Here is a 13,636-nt window from a genome sequence, read left to right as displayed (position 1 = left end):
GGCCCTCTACTGTGTCCGCCGCAGTCCCTGCACCAGCAGGTCGACGACCGCCGCGAAGTCGGCCTCGGTGCCCGGCTCCTCCCACTCCTTCGCGTAACACGGGTCGTGGAAGCGGCCCGTGGCCTGGAAGACCGCCCTGGCCGATGCCTCCGCGTCGGTGGCGGCGAAGTCGCCGGTGTCGACCCCGGCCTGGATGATGCGGGTCAGCTGGGACTCCAGGTCGGTGATGTGCTCACCGACCGCCGTGCCGTTCTCGCCGGTGAGGACCGTGTATGTGGCGAACAGCTCCGGGTCCTCGCCCGCCTTGCGGCGCTTCGCGGCGAACAGTGCGGCGAGCCACTCTCGCAGCCGGGCCTCCGGGACGCGGTCCGCCTCGGCGATCCCGGACAGCTGTCCGGACGTGCGGTCCAGCCAGCGCTTGGTGACCGCCTCGCGCAGCGCCGCCTTCGTCCGGAAGTGGCGGTAGACACTGCCGTGGCTGACGCCGAGCGCCCGGGCGACGTCCACCACGGTGGCCTTGGCCGGTCCGTGGCGGCGCAGCACCTCCTCGGTGGCTTCAAGGATGCGCTCGGCGGTCAGGGTCTCACTGGTCGGGGCCATGCCCTGACCGTACCCAACGCCCGGTTCAGCTTTCGAGGTGCGCCATCTGGGCCGCCGGGTAGCGGTCGCCGGCGGCGGCACCGGCCGGTACGGCCTCCTCTATCGCGGCCAGGTCGGCCGGCTCCAGCGTCACGTCCAGCGCGCCCAGCGCCTCCGTGAGCCGGTCGCGCCTGCGGGCACCGACGAGGGGCACGATGTCCTCGCCGCGGGAGAGCACCCAGGCGATGGCGATCTGCGCGACGCTGACGCCCTTCTGTTCCGCGATCTTCCGCAGCGCCTCGACGAGGCCGAGGTTGTGCCGGAGGTTGTCGCCCTGGAAGCGCGGCGACATCGCACGGAAGTCGCCCGGGCCGAGCTGCCGGTCGGCGGTGAAGTGGCCGGAGATCAGGCCCCGGGAGAGCACGCCGTACGCCGTGATGCCGATGCCCAGCTCGCGGGTGGTGGGCAGGATCTCCTCCTCGATACCGCGGGAGATGAGGGAGTACTCGATCTGGAGGTCGGCGACGGGTGCCGTGGCCGCCGCCCGGCGGATGGTGTCGGCGCCGACCTCGCTGAGGCCGATGTGGCGTACGTACCCCTTCTCGACGAGCTCCGCTATCGCGCCGACCGTCTCCTCGATCGGCACGTCCGGGTCGAGGCGGGCGAGGCGGTAGACGTCGATGTGGTCGACGCCGAGCCGCTGGAGGGAGTACGCGGCGAAGCTCTTCACGGTGGCGGGCCGGCCGTCGTAGCCGAGCCAGCTGCCGTCGGGGCCGCGCAGGGCGCCGAACTTGACGCTGATCAGGGCCTGTTCACGCCGGGCCGCGGGGGCGGCGCGCAGGGCCTCACCGATCAGCATCTCGTTGTGGCCCATGGCGTAGAAGTCGCCGGTGTCGAGCAGGGTGACGCCCGCTTCGAGCGCCGCGTGGAGGGTCGCGATGGACTCGGCCCGGTCCGCCTCGCCGTACAGGGCGGACATGCCCATGCAGCCGAGACCGAGGGCGGAGACCTGGGGGCCGGTGGTTCCGAGGGGGCGGGTTCGCATCGTCATGCCCTCCACCATGCCATGACAGCTGACAGATTTCAATATCTGTCATTCGATACTTGTCAGCCCTTCCTCCGCGCCCTGGTGCCGCCCGCCGGCGCGGCTACCGCGCCGTGAACGCCAGCTTCGCCCCCAGCGCCACGAAGGACCCCGCGAAGCCCCGCCGCAGCCAGGCCGTCATCCGCGGCCGGCCCACGACGTGCCGGCGCACCGACGCGGCCAGCACCCCGTACGCGGCGAACACGAGGAAGGTCGCCAGCATGAAGACCCCGCCGAGCCCCGCCATCCGCAGCACGGCGTGCGGCTCCCCGGGGGCGACGAACTGCGGCAGGAACGCGAAGAAGAAGATCGTCAGCTTCGGGTTGAGGATGTTGATCAGCACCCCGCGCACGATGACCCGCCGGGCCGGCACGTCCGGGGCCGCCTCCCGCTCCTCCACCACGAGCGCCTCCTTGTCCCGCACCGTCGCCCACGCCATGTACAGCAGGTAGGCGACACCCGCGTACTTCAGCACCTGGAACGCGGTCGCGCTCGCGTGCAGCAGCGCGGCGACGCCGGTGACCGTGGCCAGCAGGTGCGGCACGATCCCGAGCGTGCAGCCGACGGCCGCGACCACGCCGGCGCGCCGCCCCCGGGAGAGCGCGGCGGCGAGGGTGTAGACGACGCCGGTGCCCGGCGTGGCGACGACGATCAGGGTGGTCAGCAGGAAGGCGATGGTCATGCCGTCACCCTGGCGCGATCCCCGCTCCGGGCAACAGGACCAATCGGCCTCGGCGCTACGGGACCAATCCCCGATCCCAGGGACCTCGGCGTCCCCACCGGTCGACACGTCTCACACCGGATCCGAGAATGGAAGTGCCGGTGAGCGGTCTCCCCGGCGGCGCCCGTCCACCGGTCGCGCGGAACTTCTGCGCCGCCCGAGGGAGCGCGCCATGACGATCCGTATCGCCACCTTCAACATGGAGAACCTCTTCCGCCGCCCCGCGGTCCTCGGCCTCCAGGACGTCGAGCGGCGTCGGCGGATCCTGGCCGACTTCGCCGAGTTGGTGTCCCTGCTCGACCTGGCGACCTATGAGCGGGCCGAGAAGCTCCGGATCGCCGAGCTCATCAAGAAGTACAGGGCCTATGCGACGGATCCCGTCGCCCCTCCGCCGATCTTCATCAACCAGACCCGCGGGGGAGCCAGTCTCTTCCAGACGTCCGGGCGGCCGGGGTCGGACGACTTCGAGGTGCGGATCCTCGCCAACGGCCGGAGAAACTGGTCCGGTTGGGCCGAACTCGTGCGGGAGCACCTCGACGGGGACGCCGTGCGGAACACCGGCAAGGTGGTCACCGAGGTCAACGCCGACGTCCTGCTCGCGGTCGAGGTCGAGGACCGCCTCACCCTGGACCGCTTCAACGAGCAGATTGTGGGCGGCCCGGCCGAAGGGAAGCCGTATCCCTACAACATGCTGATCGACGGCAACGACATCCGCGGCATCGACATCGGCATCCTGAGCCGCTTCCCGATCAGGTCCGTGCGGTCGCACATCTTCGACCCCGACCCGGACGGATCAAAGAATCCGCTGTTCAGCCGCGACTGCCCGGAGTTCGAGATCGAGATCAGAACCGCTCCCGGGGAGGAGTCCCTGTGGCTCCTGGGAAACCACCTCAAGAGCAAGTCCAACGACAACCCGCAACTGCGGGAGAACCAGGCCAAGCGGGTCGCGGAGATCTGCCGGGCCGCCCTCACACGCTCTTCGCGCGTGCTGGTCGCCGGAGACATGAACGATTCCCCCGGCAGCAAGCCGGTCAGCGCCCTGCTGGCCACCGGCCTGCAGGATGTGATGAGCCACCCGAGCTACAAAGGGCTGCCCGGCACGTTCGGGGAGTGCGACTCGCCACGGCAGAAGATCGACTATCTGCTGCTGTCCCCGTCGTTGTGGAGCCAGGTGCAGCATGTCGGCCTGGAGACCCGCGGAATCTTCGCCGAGGGCATCAAGTCCTTCAACAGCGTCACGTCAAGGACCACCGCAGCCTCCGACCATGCGGCCCTCTACGCCGACCTGGACCTGTAACGGGCCGGACCCCGCGCCCCGAAGGGGCAGCGGGGTCCGACAGGGGCGCGGGGCTGTACCGATATGCGGCTCCGCCGCGTGGGCGCGACGCGTCACGACGGATCCGCACCCGGCAGATCACACAAGCCGGGCAGACCCTGATCCGTCAATCAACTAGCAGCCGACGAGACGCGCCGCGAGGTACCCCTCGATCTGGTCCAGCGACACCCGCTCCTGCTTCATCGAGTCGCGCTCACGCACCGTCACCGCGTTGTCCTCGAGCGTGTCGAAGTCGACGGTCACGCAGAACGGCGTGCCGATCTCGTCCTGGCGGCGGTAGCGGCGGCCGATGGCGCCGGCGTCGTCGAACTCGATGTTCCAGTTCTGGCGGAGCGCCTGGGCGAGGCCCTTGGCCTTCGGGGACAGCTCCGGGTTGCGGGACAGCGGCAGGACCGCGACCTTCACCGGGGCGAGGCGCTGGTCGAGGCGCAGCACCGTGCGCTTCTCCATCTTGCCCTTGGCGTTGGGCGCCTCGTCCTCGACGTAGGCGTCCAGCAGGAACGCCAGCATCGCGCGGCCGACACCGGCCGCGGGCTCGATGACGTACGGCGTCCAGCGCTCGCCGGCTTCCTGGTCGAAGTAGGTGAGGTCCTGGCCGGAGGCCTTGGAGTGGGCGCCGAGGTCGTAGTCGGTGCGGTTGGCGACGCCTTCGAGCTCGCCCCACTCACTGCCGCCGAACTGGAAGCGGTACTCGATGTCGGCGGTGCGCTTGGAGTAGTGGGAGAGCTTCTCCTTCGGGTGCTCGTACCACCGCATGTTCTCCTCGCGCATGCCCAGGCCGGTGTACCAGTTCCAGCGCTGCTCCATCCAGTACTCCTGCCACTTCTCGTCCTCACCCGGCTTGACGAAGAACTCCATCTCCATCTGCTCGAACTCGCGGGTGCGGAAGATGAAGTTGCCGGGCGTGATCTCGTTGCGGAAGGACTTGCCCATCTGGGCGATGCCGAACGGCGGCTTGCGGCGCGAGGTGGTCTGCACCTGCGAGAAGTTGGTGAAGATGCCCTGCGCGGTCTCGGGACGCAGGTAGGCGACGGAGCCGGAGTCCTGCGTGGGGCCGAGGTGGGTGGACAGCAGGCCCGAGAACTGCTTGGGCTCGGTGAACTGGCCCTTGTTGCCGCAGTTGGGGCAGTTGACGTCGAGGAGGCCGTTCTCCGGGGCGCGGCCCTTCTTCTCCTCGTAGGCCTCCTCCAGGTGGTCCGCGCGGAACCGCTTGTGGCAGGAGGTGCACTCGGTCAGCGGGTCCGTGAAGGTGGCGACGTGACCGGACGCGACCCAGACCTCGGGGGCCAGGATCACGGAGGAGTCGATGCCCACGACGTCCTCGCGCGACGTCACCATGTAGCGCCACCACTGGCGCTTGAGGTTCTCCTTGAGCTCGACACCCAGGGGGCCGTAGTCCCAAGCGGCGCGCTGACCGCCGTAGATCTCACTACAGGGGAATACGAAGCCACGGCGCTTGCTCAGGCTGACGATGGTGTCGATCTTGTCGGCGGCCACGGTGCTCTCTTCATTACGACGACGAATACTGATGGGGGCGGCGCGGAAGCGCCTCGACGAGGGGTGGTGGTCGGGAGACGGGCGGGCGCAGCGAGTTGCTTCCAGCGAATGCTTCAGGTTACCGGCGGGGGCGCCCCCTCAATCAAATCGCTCCCCCTTCGGCAGCCGCCGACCCCCTCCGGATCCCGCCGCGCGGACCGTTTATTGACAACGGTTTCCATATTTGCTGAAAATGAGTGTCATGAACGTACGACGACGCCTCATACCCGCCGCCCTGGCCTCCGCTCTCGGCCTCGGCGCCCTGACCGCCTGCTCCAGCGACAGCGCGGCCTCGGGCAACACGGACAAGTTCGACGTCGTCGCGTCGTTCTACCCGATGGCGTTCCTCGCCGAGCAGATCGGCGGCGACCACGCGAACGTCACCAGCCTGACCGAGCCCGGCCAGGAGCCGCACGACCTGGAGATCAGCACCAAGCAGCGCGCGCAGCTGGAGGAGGCCGACGCGGCGCTCTTCCTCAAGGGCCTCCAGCCCGCCGTCGACGAGGCCGTCGGCCAGACGGGTATCAAGACAAAGATCGACGCGGCCACGCTGACCCACCTGGAGGACCACGGCACCGGCGGCCACGCCCACGAGGGTGAGGAGGGCCACGCCGAGGAGGAAGGCCACGCCGAGGAGGAGGAGCACGCCCGCGACCCGCACGTCTGGCTCGACCCGGTGAAGTACGCCGAGATCGCGCAGGGCGTCGGCAAGGCCTTCGAGAAGGCCGACCCCGACCACGCGGCCGACTACAAGAAGAACACCGAGGCCCTGGTCAAGAAGCTGAACGGGCTGAACGGCGACTTCGAGAACGGCCTGAAGAACACCAAGACCAAGGTCTTCTTCACCAACCACGCCGCCTTCGGCTACCTCGCCGAGCGCTACGGCCTCACCCAGGAGGCCATCTCCGGCATCGACCCCGAGAGCGAGCCCAGCGGCGCCCGCGTCCGGGAACTCCAGCAGGAGGCCAAGGCCGACGGCGTGACGACCGTCTTCTACGAGACACTGGTCTCCGACAAGACCGCGAAGACCCTCGCCCGCGACGCGAACCTGAAGACGGACGTCCTCGATCCCCTGGAGGGCATCACGGACAAGTCCCGCGGCGACGACTACTTCCAGGTCATGGAATCCAACCTCAAGGCCCTCCAGTCGGCCCTGGGAGCCAAGTGATCGACCCATCGGAGGACGGCATGACCGAGCCCGTCGTATCCCTGCGCGGGGTCCGCGCGGACCTCGGCTCGCGCCCCGTGCTGCGCGGCATCGACCTCACCGTGGGCCGCGGCGAGGTCGTCGCCCTGCTCGGCGCGAACGGCTCGGGCAAGTCGACGGCCGTGCGCAGCATCATCGGCCAGGTGCAGACCGGCGCCGGCGAGATCCGGCTGTTCGGCACGGACCGCAGGCGGTTCCGCGACTGGCACCGCGTGGGCTACGTCCCGCAGCGCACGACGGCCGCGGGCGGCGTGCCCGCCACGGTGACCGAGGTGGTCTCCTCCGGCCGCCTGTCCCGGGCCCGCTTCGGCGTCCTGCGCAAGGCCGACCACGCGGCCGTACGGCGTGCCCTGGACCTCGTGGGCATGGCCGACCGGGCCAAGGACTCGGTCGACGCCCTCTCCGGCGGCCAGCACCAGCGCGTCCTCATCGCCCGCGCGCTCGCCTCCGAACCCGAGCTGCTGATCATGGACGAGCCGATGGCCGGCGTCGACCTGGCCAGCCAGGAGGTCCTCGCGGACACCCTGCGGGAGCAGGTCGGCCAGGGCACGACCGTGCTGCTCGTCCTGCACGAACTGGGCCCCCTCGAGCCCCTCATCGACCGGGCGGTCGTCCTGCGCGACGGCTGCGTCGTCCACGACGGACCGCCCCCGAAGGCCGTCGGACAGCACGCCCTGCCCGGCCACGACCACGTACACCCGCACGCGCCGGCGGGCGCCGAACCGATCCGCACGGGACTGCTGAGCTGATGGACTTCCTCGACTACGCCTTCATGCAGCGGGCCCTGCTCGCCGCCGTCCTGGTCGGCATCACCGCCCCCGCGGTGGGGATCTACCTGGTCCAGCGCCGCCAGGCCCTGATGGGCGACGGCATCGGCCATGTGGCGATGACCGGTGTCGGTCTCGGCTTCCTGCTGACCTGGTCCCCGGTGTGGACGGCGGCCCTCGTATCGATCCTCGGCGCGGTCCTCATGGAGCTGATCCGCTGGTACGGCAGGACCCGCGGCGACATCGCCCTCGCGATGCTCTTCTACGGCGGCATGGCCGGCGGTGTGATGTTCATCAACCTCGCGCCCACCGGCTCCAACGCCAATCTGACGTCGTACCTGTTCGGCTCGCTGTCGACGGTGTCCGAGTCGGACGTCACCGCGATCTGCGTGCTGGCCGCCTTCGTCGTGCTGGTCACCCTCGGTCTGCGCCGGCAGCTGTTCGCGGTCAGCCAGGACGAGGAGTTCGCCCGGGTGACGGGCCTGCCGGTGCGCATGCTGAACCTGCTGACGGCGGTCACCGCGGCCGTCACGGTGACGGTGGCGATGCGCGTGGTCGGGCTGCTGCTGGTCAGCGCGCTGATGGTGGTGCCCGTAGCGGCCGCCCAGCAGATCGGCCGGAGCTTCGCCGCGACGTTCGCCGTCGCCGTGGCCATCGGGGTGGCCGTGACGATCGGCGGCACGGTCACCTCCTATTACCAGGACGTGCCGCCCGGCGCGACGATCGTGCTGCTGACCATCGGCGCGTTCATCGTGCTGACGGCGCTCGCCGCCCCGCTGGCCCGCCGCCGCGCCCGCGCCGCTGCGGGCGGGGACACGACGGGCGACCCCGCCGAGTGCGCGATTCCGGGCAGCCGGGCGGCGACCGACGAGGTCGGCGTCTGACCGCCCCCGCCACGGGCTGGCACAATGGCCCGGGCAAGGCAGACGTGAGGAGGCAACGGTGACGACCGCTGGACCGTCCGTTAAGGGCCGCGCCACCAAGCAGCGGGCCGCTGTGTCGGCGGCCCTGCAGGAGGTCGACGAGTTCCGCAGCGCGCAGGAACTGCACGACATGCTCAAGCACAAGGGCGACTCGGTCGGGCTCACCACGGTCTACCGCACCCTTCAGTCCCTCGCCGACGCCGGTGAGGTCGACGTCCTGCGCACGGCCGACGGTGAGTCGGTGTACCGGCGTTGTTCCACCGACGACCATCACCACCACCTCGTGTGCCGGAGCTGCGGCAAGGCCGTCGAGGTGGAGGGGCCGGCCGTGGAGAAGTGGGCGGATTCCATCGCCGCGGAGCACGGGTATGTGAACGTGGCTCACACAGTGGAGATTTTCGGGACGTGCGCGGATTGTGCGGGGGCCTCCGGCGGTTGATCGCCGTGGGGCTTGAGTCCGGTCGCCGACTGCGGGAGCACCGTGGCTTGTCGCGCAGTTGCCCGCGCCCCTTGGGGCACGTTCCCGTCAGCTCGGTCTCGGGCAGAGGGCACCAAGCACCGGGTGGCGAGTGTGCGGCGAGGTGATGGCCGCCGTCGCGGCCCGGCTGCCACCTGAGGGGTGCCGGGCCGCCGCGCGCTACGGCTGCTCGCCCTCCATGGCCAGCAGCTCCTCGTTCGGGACGGCACCGCCGAAGCGCCGGTCCCGGGAGGCGAACTCCAGGCAGGCCCGCCACAGGTCGCGCCGGTCGAAGTCGGGCCACAGCACGTCCTGGAAGACCATCTCGGCGTAGGCGCTCTGCCAGATCAGGTAGTTGGAGGTGCGCTGCTCACCGCTGGGCCGCAGGAACAGGTCCACATCCGGCATGTCCGGGTAGTACAGGTACTTCGCGAAGGTCTTCTCGGTGACCTTGGACGGGTCGAGCCTGCCGCTCTTCACGTCCTCCGCCATGGCCTGGGCGGCGTCGGCGATCTCGGCCCGGCCCCCGTAGTTCATGCAGAAGTACAAGGTCAGCCGGTCGTTGCCCTTGGTCTGCTCCTGGGCGACCTGGAGCTCCTTGGCCACCGAGCGCCACAGCTTGGGCATCCGGCCCACCCAGCGCACCCGGATGCCCAGCTCGTCGAGCTGGTCACGGGTCTTGCGGATGAAGTCCCGGTTGAAGTTCATCAGGAAGCGCACCTCGTCGGGCGAGCGCTTCCAGTTCTCGGTGGAGAAGGCGTACAGGGAGATGGCGCCCACGCCCATCTCGATGCCCCCCTGGAGCACGTCCAGCACGCGCTCGGCGCCGACCTTGTGCCCTTCGGTGCGCGGCAGGCCCCGGTCCTTGGCCCAGCGACCGTTGCCGTCCATGACGATCGCCACATGCTGCGGTACGAACTCCCCGGGGATCTTCGGGGGCCGCGCGCCGGACGGGTGCGGCTCCGGCGTCCTGTACTCCCGGCGCTGACGCCCCAGGATCCCGCGTACGGCCATGTGTCTCTCGTCTCCTCGTGCTCGCTTGCTCTGTTTTCCGCTGCTCGCGATGTCTCGCTGCTCGCGTCCTGCGCTGCTCGCGCTACTTCTCGACGTAGCGCAGGGAGCGCAGACCGCGCTCCATGTGCCAGTGCAGATACGCGGACACCAGCCCGCTGCCCTCGCGGACGTAGCGCGCCTCGCACGCGTCCGCGGTCTCCCAGTCTCCCGTAAGCAGGGCGCCGAGGAGTTCCAGGGCCTGGGGCGAGGGTACGACGCTGCCGGGCACCCGGCAGTCCACGCAGACGGAACCGCCCGACGCGACGGAGAAGAACCGGTTGGGCCCGGGCATCCCGCACTTCGCGCAGTCGGTGAAGCTCGGGGCGTACCCGTTGACGGCGAGGGAGCGGAGCAGGAACGCGTCGAGCACGAGGTGCGGCGCGTGCTCCCCCCGGGCGAGGGTCCGCAGGCCTCCGACCAGCAGCAGGTACTGCTGCACGGCCGGCTCTCCCTCATGGTCGGTGAACCGCTCGGCGGTCTCCAGCATGACGGTGCCGGCCGTGTACCGGGCGTAGTCGCTGACGATCCCGCCGCCGTACGGCGCGATGGTCTCGCTCTGGGTGCACAGCGGCAGTCCGCGCCCGACGAGCTCGCTCCCCTTGGCGAAGAACTGCACGTCGACGTGGGAGAACGGCTCCAGGCGCGCACCGAACTTCGACTTCGTCCGGCGCACGCCACGGGCCACCGCGCGCACCCGTCCGTGACCGCGCGTGAGCAGCGTGATGATCCGGTCCGCCTCACCCAGCTTCTGGGTGCGCAGCACGATGCCGTCGTCGCGGAACAGACTCATGGAGCCATTCTGGCAGGGTCGTCACGTCAAGGGACCTCGCCCCTGCTGCGGGCATTGGCGTACGCGGTCGCCGCGCGCAGCCGCTCGGCCGGGGTGGCGTGCCGGACGGCTCCGGGGTCGGCGTCCCATTCCCTGCCGCCCCCGTACGGCCGCAACTGCACGTAGGGCCCCTCATGCCCCATCACGATGCCGATGCGGCCGCTGCGGGTGTCCACGACGTACGCGCCGACAGGAGGCTTCATCGCGGCACCGCCGCGAGCCGCCGGACGGTATCCGATGCACATCGGCCCCCTTCGATGAGCGGGCAGGGCGCTTCCCTCACAAAACTCACCGGGTCAAGTCCCGGTGAGGGCAGGATAATTCCGGCCTTGACGAGTTCTGCCCGCAATTCTTTCACCGCGTCCTCCGCTTCTTCGGCGCAGAGCGCCGAGTGTCGTGCCTCCACCGTGCTCCCCCTCCTTTCGCGATTTCACTCTTCGCATCTCCCTGGTCACGCTCCGCGTCTACACTCAGGAAGGGTCTGTGCCGTACAACTGCGGCGCGACACAAAGGGGTTCGGTACGGGACGCTGCAATAAGCCCTACGAGAAACGCTTTTCGGAAGCCGACGCCCACGAGCGGCATGCTGCGGTCCGTTGAGACAATCCAGCGGTGCGAACACCACGGGCACATCCACAGCCGGAATGGGTCATGCGCCCCGCGCGGCCGGCGGATGTCGAGGCGATAGCGGAACTGCGGGCCGTGGTGATGCGTCCGGACCTGGAGCGGTTGGGCCGTTACGACGAGCACCGGGTCCGGCAGCGGCTGCGGGACGGCTTCTGCGCACAGCACACGGCGGTCATCACGACCGCCGGCGATGTCGCCGGCAGCATCGCACTGCGCCCGTCCGAAACCGGCCACTGGCTGGAGCACTTCTACCTCGTCCCGGCACTCCAGGGCCGGGGCCTGGGCTCGGCGGTCCTGGAAACCGTTCTGAGCAGGGCGGACACCTCCGGCCACCTCGTCCGCCTGAACGTCCTCCGGGGCAGCCCGGCCCGCCGCCTCTACGAACGGCACGGTTTCACGGTGGAGAGGCAGGACGCGATCGACGTCTTCATGCTGCGGCGGCCGGGCGCCGGCCCCAGAACCTCGGTCATCCGCGCCACCCTGGGGTAATCCCCCCTGGAACACCGGGAGTCACCCGGATGTGGCCGTCCGTCGAAGTCCGCCAGGCTGCTCGGCATGAAGCAGATCACGAAACATCTGGCGCTGGTCGCCGTCGCCGGCGCGATGCTCGGGTTCGCCGGTCCCGGCGGGGCGTCCGAGCCCACATCCGCTCCCCTCGACTGGACCCGGTGCACCGGCCCCGGCCTCGACCCCAGACAGCAGTGCGCCACGCTCGGCGTCCCGATGGACTACTCCGACCCCGACAGCCCGGAGATCCGGATCGCCGTCAGCCGGATCCCCAGTGAGAAACCGTCCGCGCGGCGGGGCGCGCTGTTACTCATCCCGGGCGGACCCGGCGGGGACAGTCTCGGTGATCCCTCCGGCAAGGGGCAGAAGCTGCCGCAGAAGGTGCGGGACGCCTACGATCTCGTGGGGTTCGCGCCGCGCGGGATGGCGCCCTCCACCTCCGTCGACTGCAAGGCCGACCCCGCCGACATCAGCATGACGAAGCGTGTGCCCTGGCCGGCCCCGGACGGTTCCCTCGACGGGAACATGGCCGCCGCCCGGCGTACCGCCGAGGCCTGTGTCCGCAACGGCGGTGAGCTGATCCGGCACATCAGCACCGCCAACGAGGCCCGCGACCTGGACCGCCTGCGGGCCGCCCTCGGCGAGAAGAAGATCTCCGCCTGGGGTGTGTCGTACGGCACCTACGTCGGTGCCGTCTACGGCCAGTTGTTCCCGCACCGCACCGACCGCATCGTGCTGGACAGCAACAACGACCCCGACCACACCCGGGTGACCCGCAACTGGCTCGCCGCCTTCGAGACCGGTGTCGAGGACAACTTCCCCGAGTTCGCCAGGTGGGCGTCCGAGCCCGGCAATCCGCACCGGGTCGCCCGTACGCCCGCCGAGGTCCGCTCCGGCTTCCTGCGGCTCGCCGCCCGGCTGGACCGCGCCCCCCTCCCCTGGCCCGGCGCCAACCCCCCGCTGCTGGACGGCAACGCGCTCCGCCAGACCATGCTGTCCAGCCTCTACGACCCCGACGACTACCCGATCCTGGCCGAGGCCATCCGCGCAGCCCGCAAGGGCACCGTGCCGCCCGCGCCCGAGGCCCCGCCGGAGCCGGTCCTGCAGAACCTCGCCGCGGTCGGGGCCGGCACCATCTGCAACGACGTCGAGTGGCCCGGCTCGGCCGCCGCGTACCAGAAGGACGTCGACGAGAGCCGGGCCGCGTACCCGCTGACCGCGGGCATGCCGCGCGGGCCGATGGTGTGTGCCGCGTGGCCGTACGAGCCGAAGGAGCCGGCCGTGCGGATCACCGACCGCGGCCCCTCCAACGTCCTGCTCGTGCAGAACGAGCGGGACGTCGCCACCCCCCTGGCGGGAGCCCGGAAGCTGCGGCAGGCCCTCGGCGACCGGGCGGTGATGGTCACCGTGAACTCCACCGGCCACGACGCCTATCTGGCCAACGGCAACGCCTGCGGTGACGCCACGGTCTCCCGCTTCCTGGCGACGGGCGAACGCCCCCGCCGGGACCTGTACTGCGACTAGGGCATCTCAGCGCCCGGCGAGGGGGGCCGGGGCCTCCTGGACCGTCCAGCCGTTGCCGTCGGGGTCCTGGAAGAAGAGGAAGGAGTTCCAGTCGTCCTCGCCCCGGCCCTCCGCCCAGCCGGACGCGCCCACGTGCAGGACCGGGGTCACCTCGACCCCGCGTCCCACCAGCTCCGCCCTGGCCGCCTCGATGTCCGTCACACAGAGCTGGAGGCCCCGCAGCGAACCGGGGGCCATCCGCGGCTGCGCGGGCGGCTCGGGCATCCCCGACTCCAGCACGATCGAGCAGCGCGACCCGGGCGGGGTCAGCTGGACGAAGCGGCCGACGCCCTCGAAGAACGCGGCGTCGATCTCGGCGCGGAATCCGCACCGGTCCTGGTAGAAGGCCTTGGCCCGGTCCAGGTCGGAGACCGGCACGACGAGCACTTCGAGGGTCCAGTCCATACGCACACCTCCCCGGCCATGGTCCCCCCGCCGCACGGACCGC

General features: G+C 70.4%; 15 protein-coding genes. 7 read left to right on the top strand and 8 right to left on the bottom strand.

Annotated elements, in window-relative coordinates; all coding sequences use genetic code 11:
* Positions 1-6: 6 nt before the first annotated feature.
* The 3 genes from GTY56_RS31165 to GTY56_RS31155 all read right to left on the bottom strand — a co-directional run bounded on the left by GTY56_RS31165 (position 7) and on the right by GTY56_RS31155 (position 2,345).
* Entirely contained in the window at positions 7-600 is a 594-nt protein-coding gene (locus GTY56_RS31165; RefSeq protein ID WP_161368633.1) for a TetR/AcrR family transcriptional regulator, read from the bottom strand.
* Between the two features lie 25 nt (positions 601-625).
* Positions 626-1,630, bottom strand: a complete 1,005-nt coding sequence (locus GTY56_RS31160; RefSeq protein ID WP_161368632.1) for an aldo/keto reductase — start codon at positions 1,628-1,630, stop codon at positions 626-628.
* A gap of 97 nt (positions 1,631-1,727) precedes the next feature.
* A complete protein-coding gene (locus GTY56_RS31155) occupies positions 1,728-2,345 on the bottom strand; it encodes a LysE family translocator (RefSeq protein ID WP_161368631.1) in 618 nt (205 codons plus the stop codon).
* A gap of 211 nt (positions 2,346-2,556) precedes the next feature.
* Between GTY56_RS31155 and GTY56_RS31150 the strand changes: the two genes are divergently transcribed.
* Positions 2,557-3,681, top strand: coding sequence for an endonuclease/exonuclease/phosphatase family protein (locus GTY56_RS31150; protein ID WP_161368630.1), 1,125 nt, complete (start codon positions 2,557-2,559; stop codon positions 3,679-3,681).
* 153 nt (positions 3,682-3,834) lie between these two features.
* Here the strand turns inward: GTY56_RS31150 and GTY56_RS31145 are convergent, their stop codons facing one another.
* Complete coding sequence (locus tag GTY56_RS31145; protein WP_161368629.1) at positions 3,835-5,217, bottom strand: glycine--tRNA ligase; 1,383 nt, start codon at positions 5,215-5,217, stop codon at positions 3,835-3,837.
* A gap of 241 nt (positions 5,218-5,458) precedes the next feature.
* Here GTY56_RS31145 and GTY56_RS31140 point away from each other — a divergent pair, with 241 nt between their 5' ends.
* Genes GTY56_RS31140 through GTY56_RS31125 form a run of 4 tightly spaced genes read left to right on the top strand, consistent with a single transcriptional unit; the run spans position 5,459 to position 8,592 of the window.
* Positions 5,459-6,424 carry a metal ABC transporter solute-binding protein, Zn/Mn family gene (locus GTY56_RS31140; protein ID WP_161368628.1) on the top strand — a complete coding sequence of 322 codons (966 nt, stop codon included), beginning with the start codon at positions 5,459-5,461 and terminating at the stop codon, positions 6,422-6,424.
* Positions 6,425-6,444: 20 nt separating this feature from the next.
* A complete protein-coding gene (locus GTY56_RS31135; protein ID WP_161368627.1) occupies positions 6,445-7,212 on the top strand; it encodes a metal ABC transporter ATP-binding protein in 768 nt (255 codons plus the stop codon).
* The gene (locus tag GTY56_RS31130) at positions 7,212-8,114 is read left to right on the top strand and encodes a metal ABC transporter permease (RefSeq protein WP_161368626.1); all 903 of its coding nucleotides are present in this window, start codon (positions 7,212-7,214) and stop codon (positions 8,112-8,114) included. Before GTY56_RS31135 ends, GTY56_RS31130 begins: the two co-directional genes overlap by 1 nt.
* A 58-nt stretch (positions 8,115-8,172) precedes the next feature.
* Positions 8,173-8,592 (top strand): transcriptional repressor, encoded by a 420-nt coding sequence (locus GTY56_RS31125; RefSeq protein WP_161368625.1) that lies wholly within the window; start codon positions 8,173-8,175, stop codon positions 8,590-8,592.
* 198 nt (positions 8,593-8,790) lie between these two features.
* On the opposite strand, the gene GTY56_RS31120 is transcribed toward GTY56_RS31125, so the two are convergent.
* From GTY56_RS31120 to GTY56_RS31110, 3 genes are all read right to left on the bottom strand, one after another.
* Complete coding sequence (locus GTY56_RS31120; protein ID WP_161368624.1) at positions 8,791-9,624, bottom strand: isoprenyl transferase; 834 nt, start codon at positions 9,622-9,624, stop codon at positions 8,791-8,793.
* Between the two features lie 82 nt (positions 9,625-9,706).
* Positions 9,707-10,453 (bottom strand): DNA repair protein RecO, encoded by a 747-nt coding sequence (gene recO, locus GTY56_RS31115; RefSeq protein ID WP_003990109.1) that lies wholly within the window; start codon positions 10,451-10,453, stop codon positions 9,707-9,709.
* Between the two features lie 26 nt (positions 10,454-10,479).
* Entirely contained in the window at positions 10,480-10,695 is a 216-nt protein-coding gene (locus GTY56_RS31110; protein ID WP_030836519.1) for a hypothetical protein, read from the bottom strand.
* Between the two features lie 447 nt (positions 10,696-11,142).
* Between GTY56_RS31110 and GTY56_RS31105 the strand changes: the two genes are divergently transcribed.
* Complete coding sequence (locus GTY56_RS31105; protein ID WP_161368623.1) at positions 11,143-11,607, top strand: GNAT family N-acetyltransferase; 465 nt, start codon at positions 11,143-11,145, stop codon at positions 11,605-11,607.
* Between the two features lie 66 nt (positions 11,608-11,673).
* On the top strand, positions 11,674-13,149 hold the full coding sequence (locus GTY56_RS31100) for an alpha/beta hydrolase (RefSeq protein ID WP_161368622.1): 1,476 nt from the start codon (positions 11,674-11,676) through the stop codon (positions 13,147-13,149).
* A 6-nt stretch (positions 13,150-13,155) separates the two neighbouring features.
* Here the strand turns inward: GTY56_RS31100 and GTY56_RS31095 are convergent, their stop codons facing one another.
* Positions 13,156-13,593 (bottom strand): VOC family protein, encoded by a 438-nt coding sequence (locus tag GTY56_RS31095; protein WP_161368621.1) that lies wholly within the window; start codon positions 13,591-13,593, stop codon positions 13,156-13,158.
* Between the last annotated feature and the right edge of the window lie 43 nt (positions 13,594-13,636).

This window comes from Streptomyces sp. SID5643, from assembly GCF_009872555.1.
Taxonomy (GTDB): domain Bacteria; phylum Actinomycetota; class Actinomycetes; order Streptomycetales; family Streptomycetaceae; genus Streptomyces; species Streptomyces iakyrus.
Note: the sequence above shows the minus strand (reverse complement) of the source record. Positions and strands in the feature narration are given on the sequence as shown.

What these genes read in the sequence shown, in the direction of transcription:
- GTY56_RS31165 (WP_161368633.1), bottom strand. Translation starts at nt 600, where the DNA reads ATGGCCCCGACCAGTGAGACCCTGACCGCCGAGCGCATCCTTGAAGCC.
- GTY56_RS31160 (WP_161368632.1), bottom strand. Translation starts at nt 1,630, where the DNA reads ATGACGATGCGAACCCGCCCCCTCGGAACCACCGGCCCCCAGGTCTCC.
- GTY56_RS31155 (WP_161368631.1), bottom strand. Translation starts at nt 2,345, where the DNA reads ATGACCATCGCCTTCCTGCTGACCACCCTGATCGTCGTCGCCACGCCG.
- GTY56_RS31150 (WP_161368630.1), top strand. Translation starts at nt 2,557, where the DNA reads ATGACGATCCGTATCGCCACCTTCAACATGGAGAACCTCTTCCGCCGC.
- GTY56_RS31140 (WP_161368628.1), top strand. Translation starts at nt 5,459, where the DNA reads ATGAACGTACGACGACGCCTCATACCCGCCGCCCTGGCCTCCGCTCTC.
- GTY56_RS31135 (WP_161368627.1), top strand. Translation starts at nt 6,445, where the DNA reads ATGACCGAGCCCGTCGTATCCCTGCGCGGGGTCCGCGCGGACCTCGGC.
- GTY56_RS31130 (WP_161368626.1), top strand. Translation starts at nt 7,212, where the DNA reads ATGGACTTCCTCGACTACGCCTTCATGCAGCGGGCCCTGCTCGCCGCC.
- GTY56_RS31120 (WP_161368624.1), bottom strand. Translation starts at nt 9,624, where the DNA reads ATGGCCGTACGCGGGATCCTGGGGCGTCAGCGCCGGGAGTACAGGACG.
- recO (WP_003990109.1), bottom strand. Translation starts at nt 10,453, where the DNA reads ATGAGTCTGTTCCGCGACGACGGCATCGTGCTGCGCACCCAGAAGCTG.
- GTY56_RS31110 (WP_030836519.1), bottom strand. Translation starts at nt 10,695, where the DNA reads ATGAAGCCTCCTGTCGGCGCGTACGTCGTGGACACCCGCAGCGGCCGC.
- GTY56_RS31105 (WP_161368623.1), top strand. Translation starts at nt 11,143, where the DNA reads ATGCGCCCCGCGCGGCCGGCGGATGTCGAGGCGATAGCGGAACTGCGG.
- GTY56_RS31100 (WP_161368622.1), top strand. Translation starts at nt 11,674, where the DNA reads ATGAAGCAGATCACGAAACATCTGGCGCTGGTCGCCGTCGCCGGCGCG.
- GTY56_RS31095 (WP_161368621.1), bottom strand. Translation starts at nt 13,593, where the DNA reads ATGGACTGGACCCTCGAAGTGCTCGTCGTGCCGGTCTCCGACCTGGAC.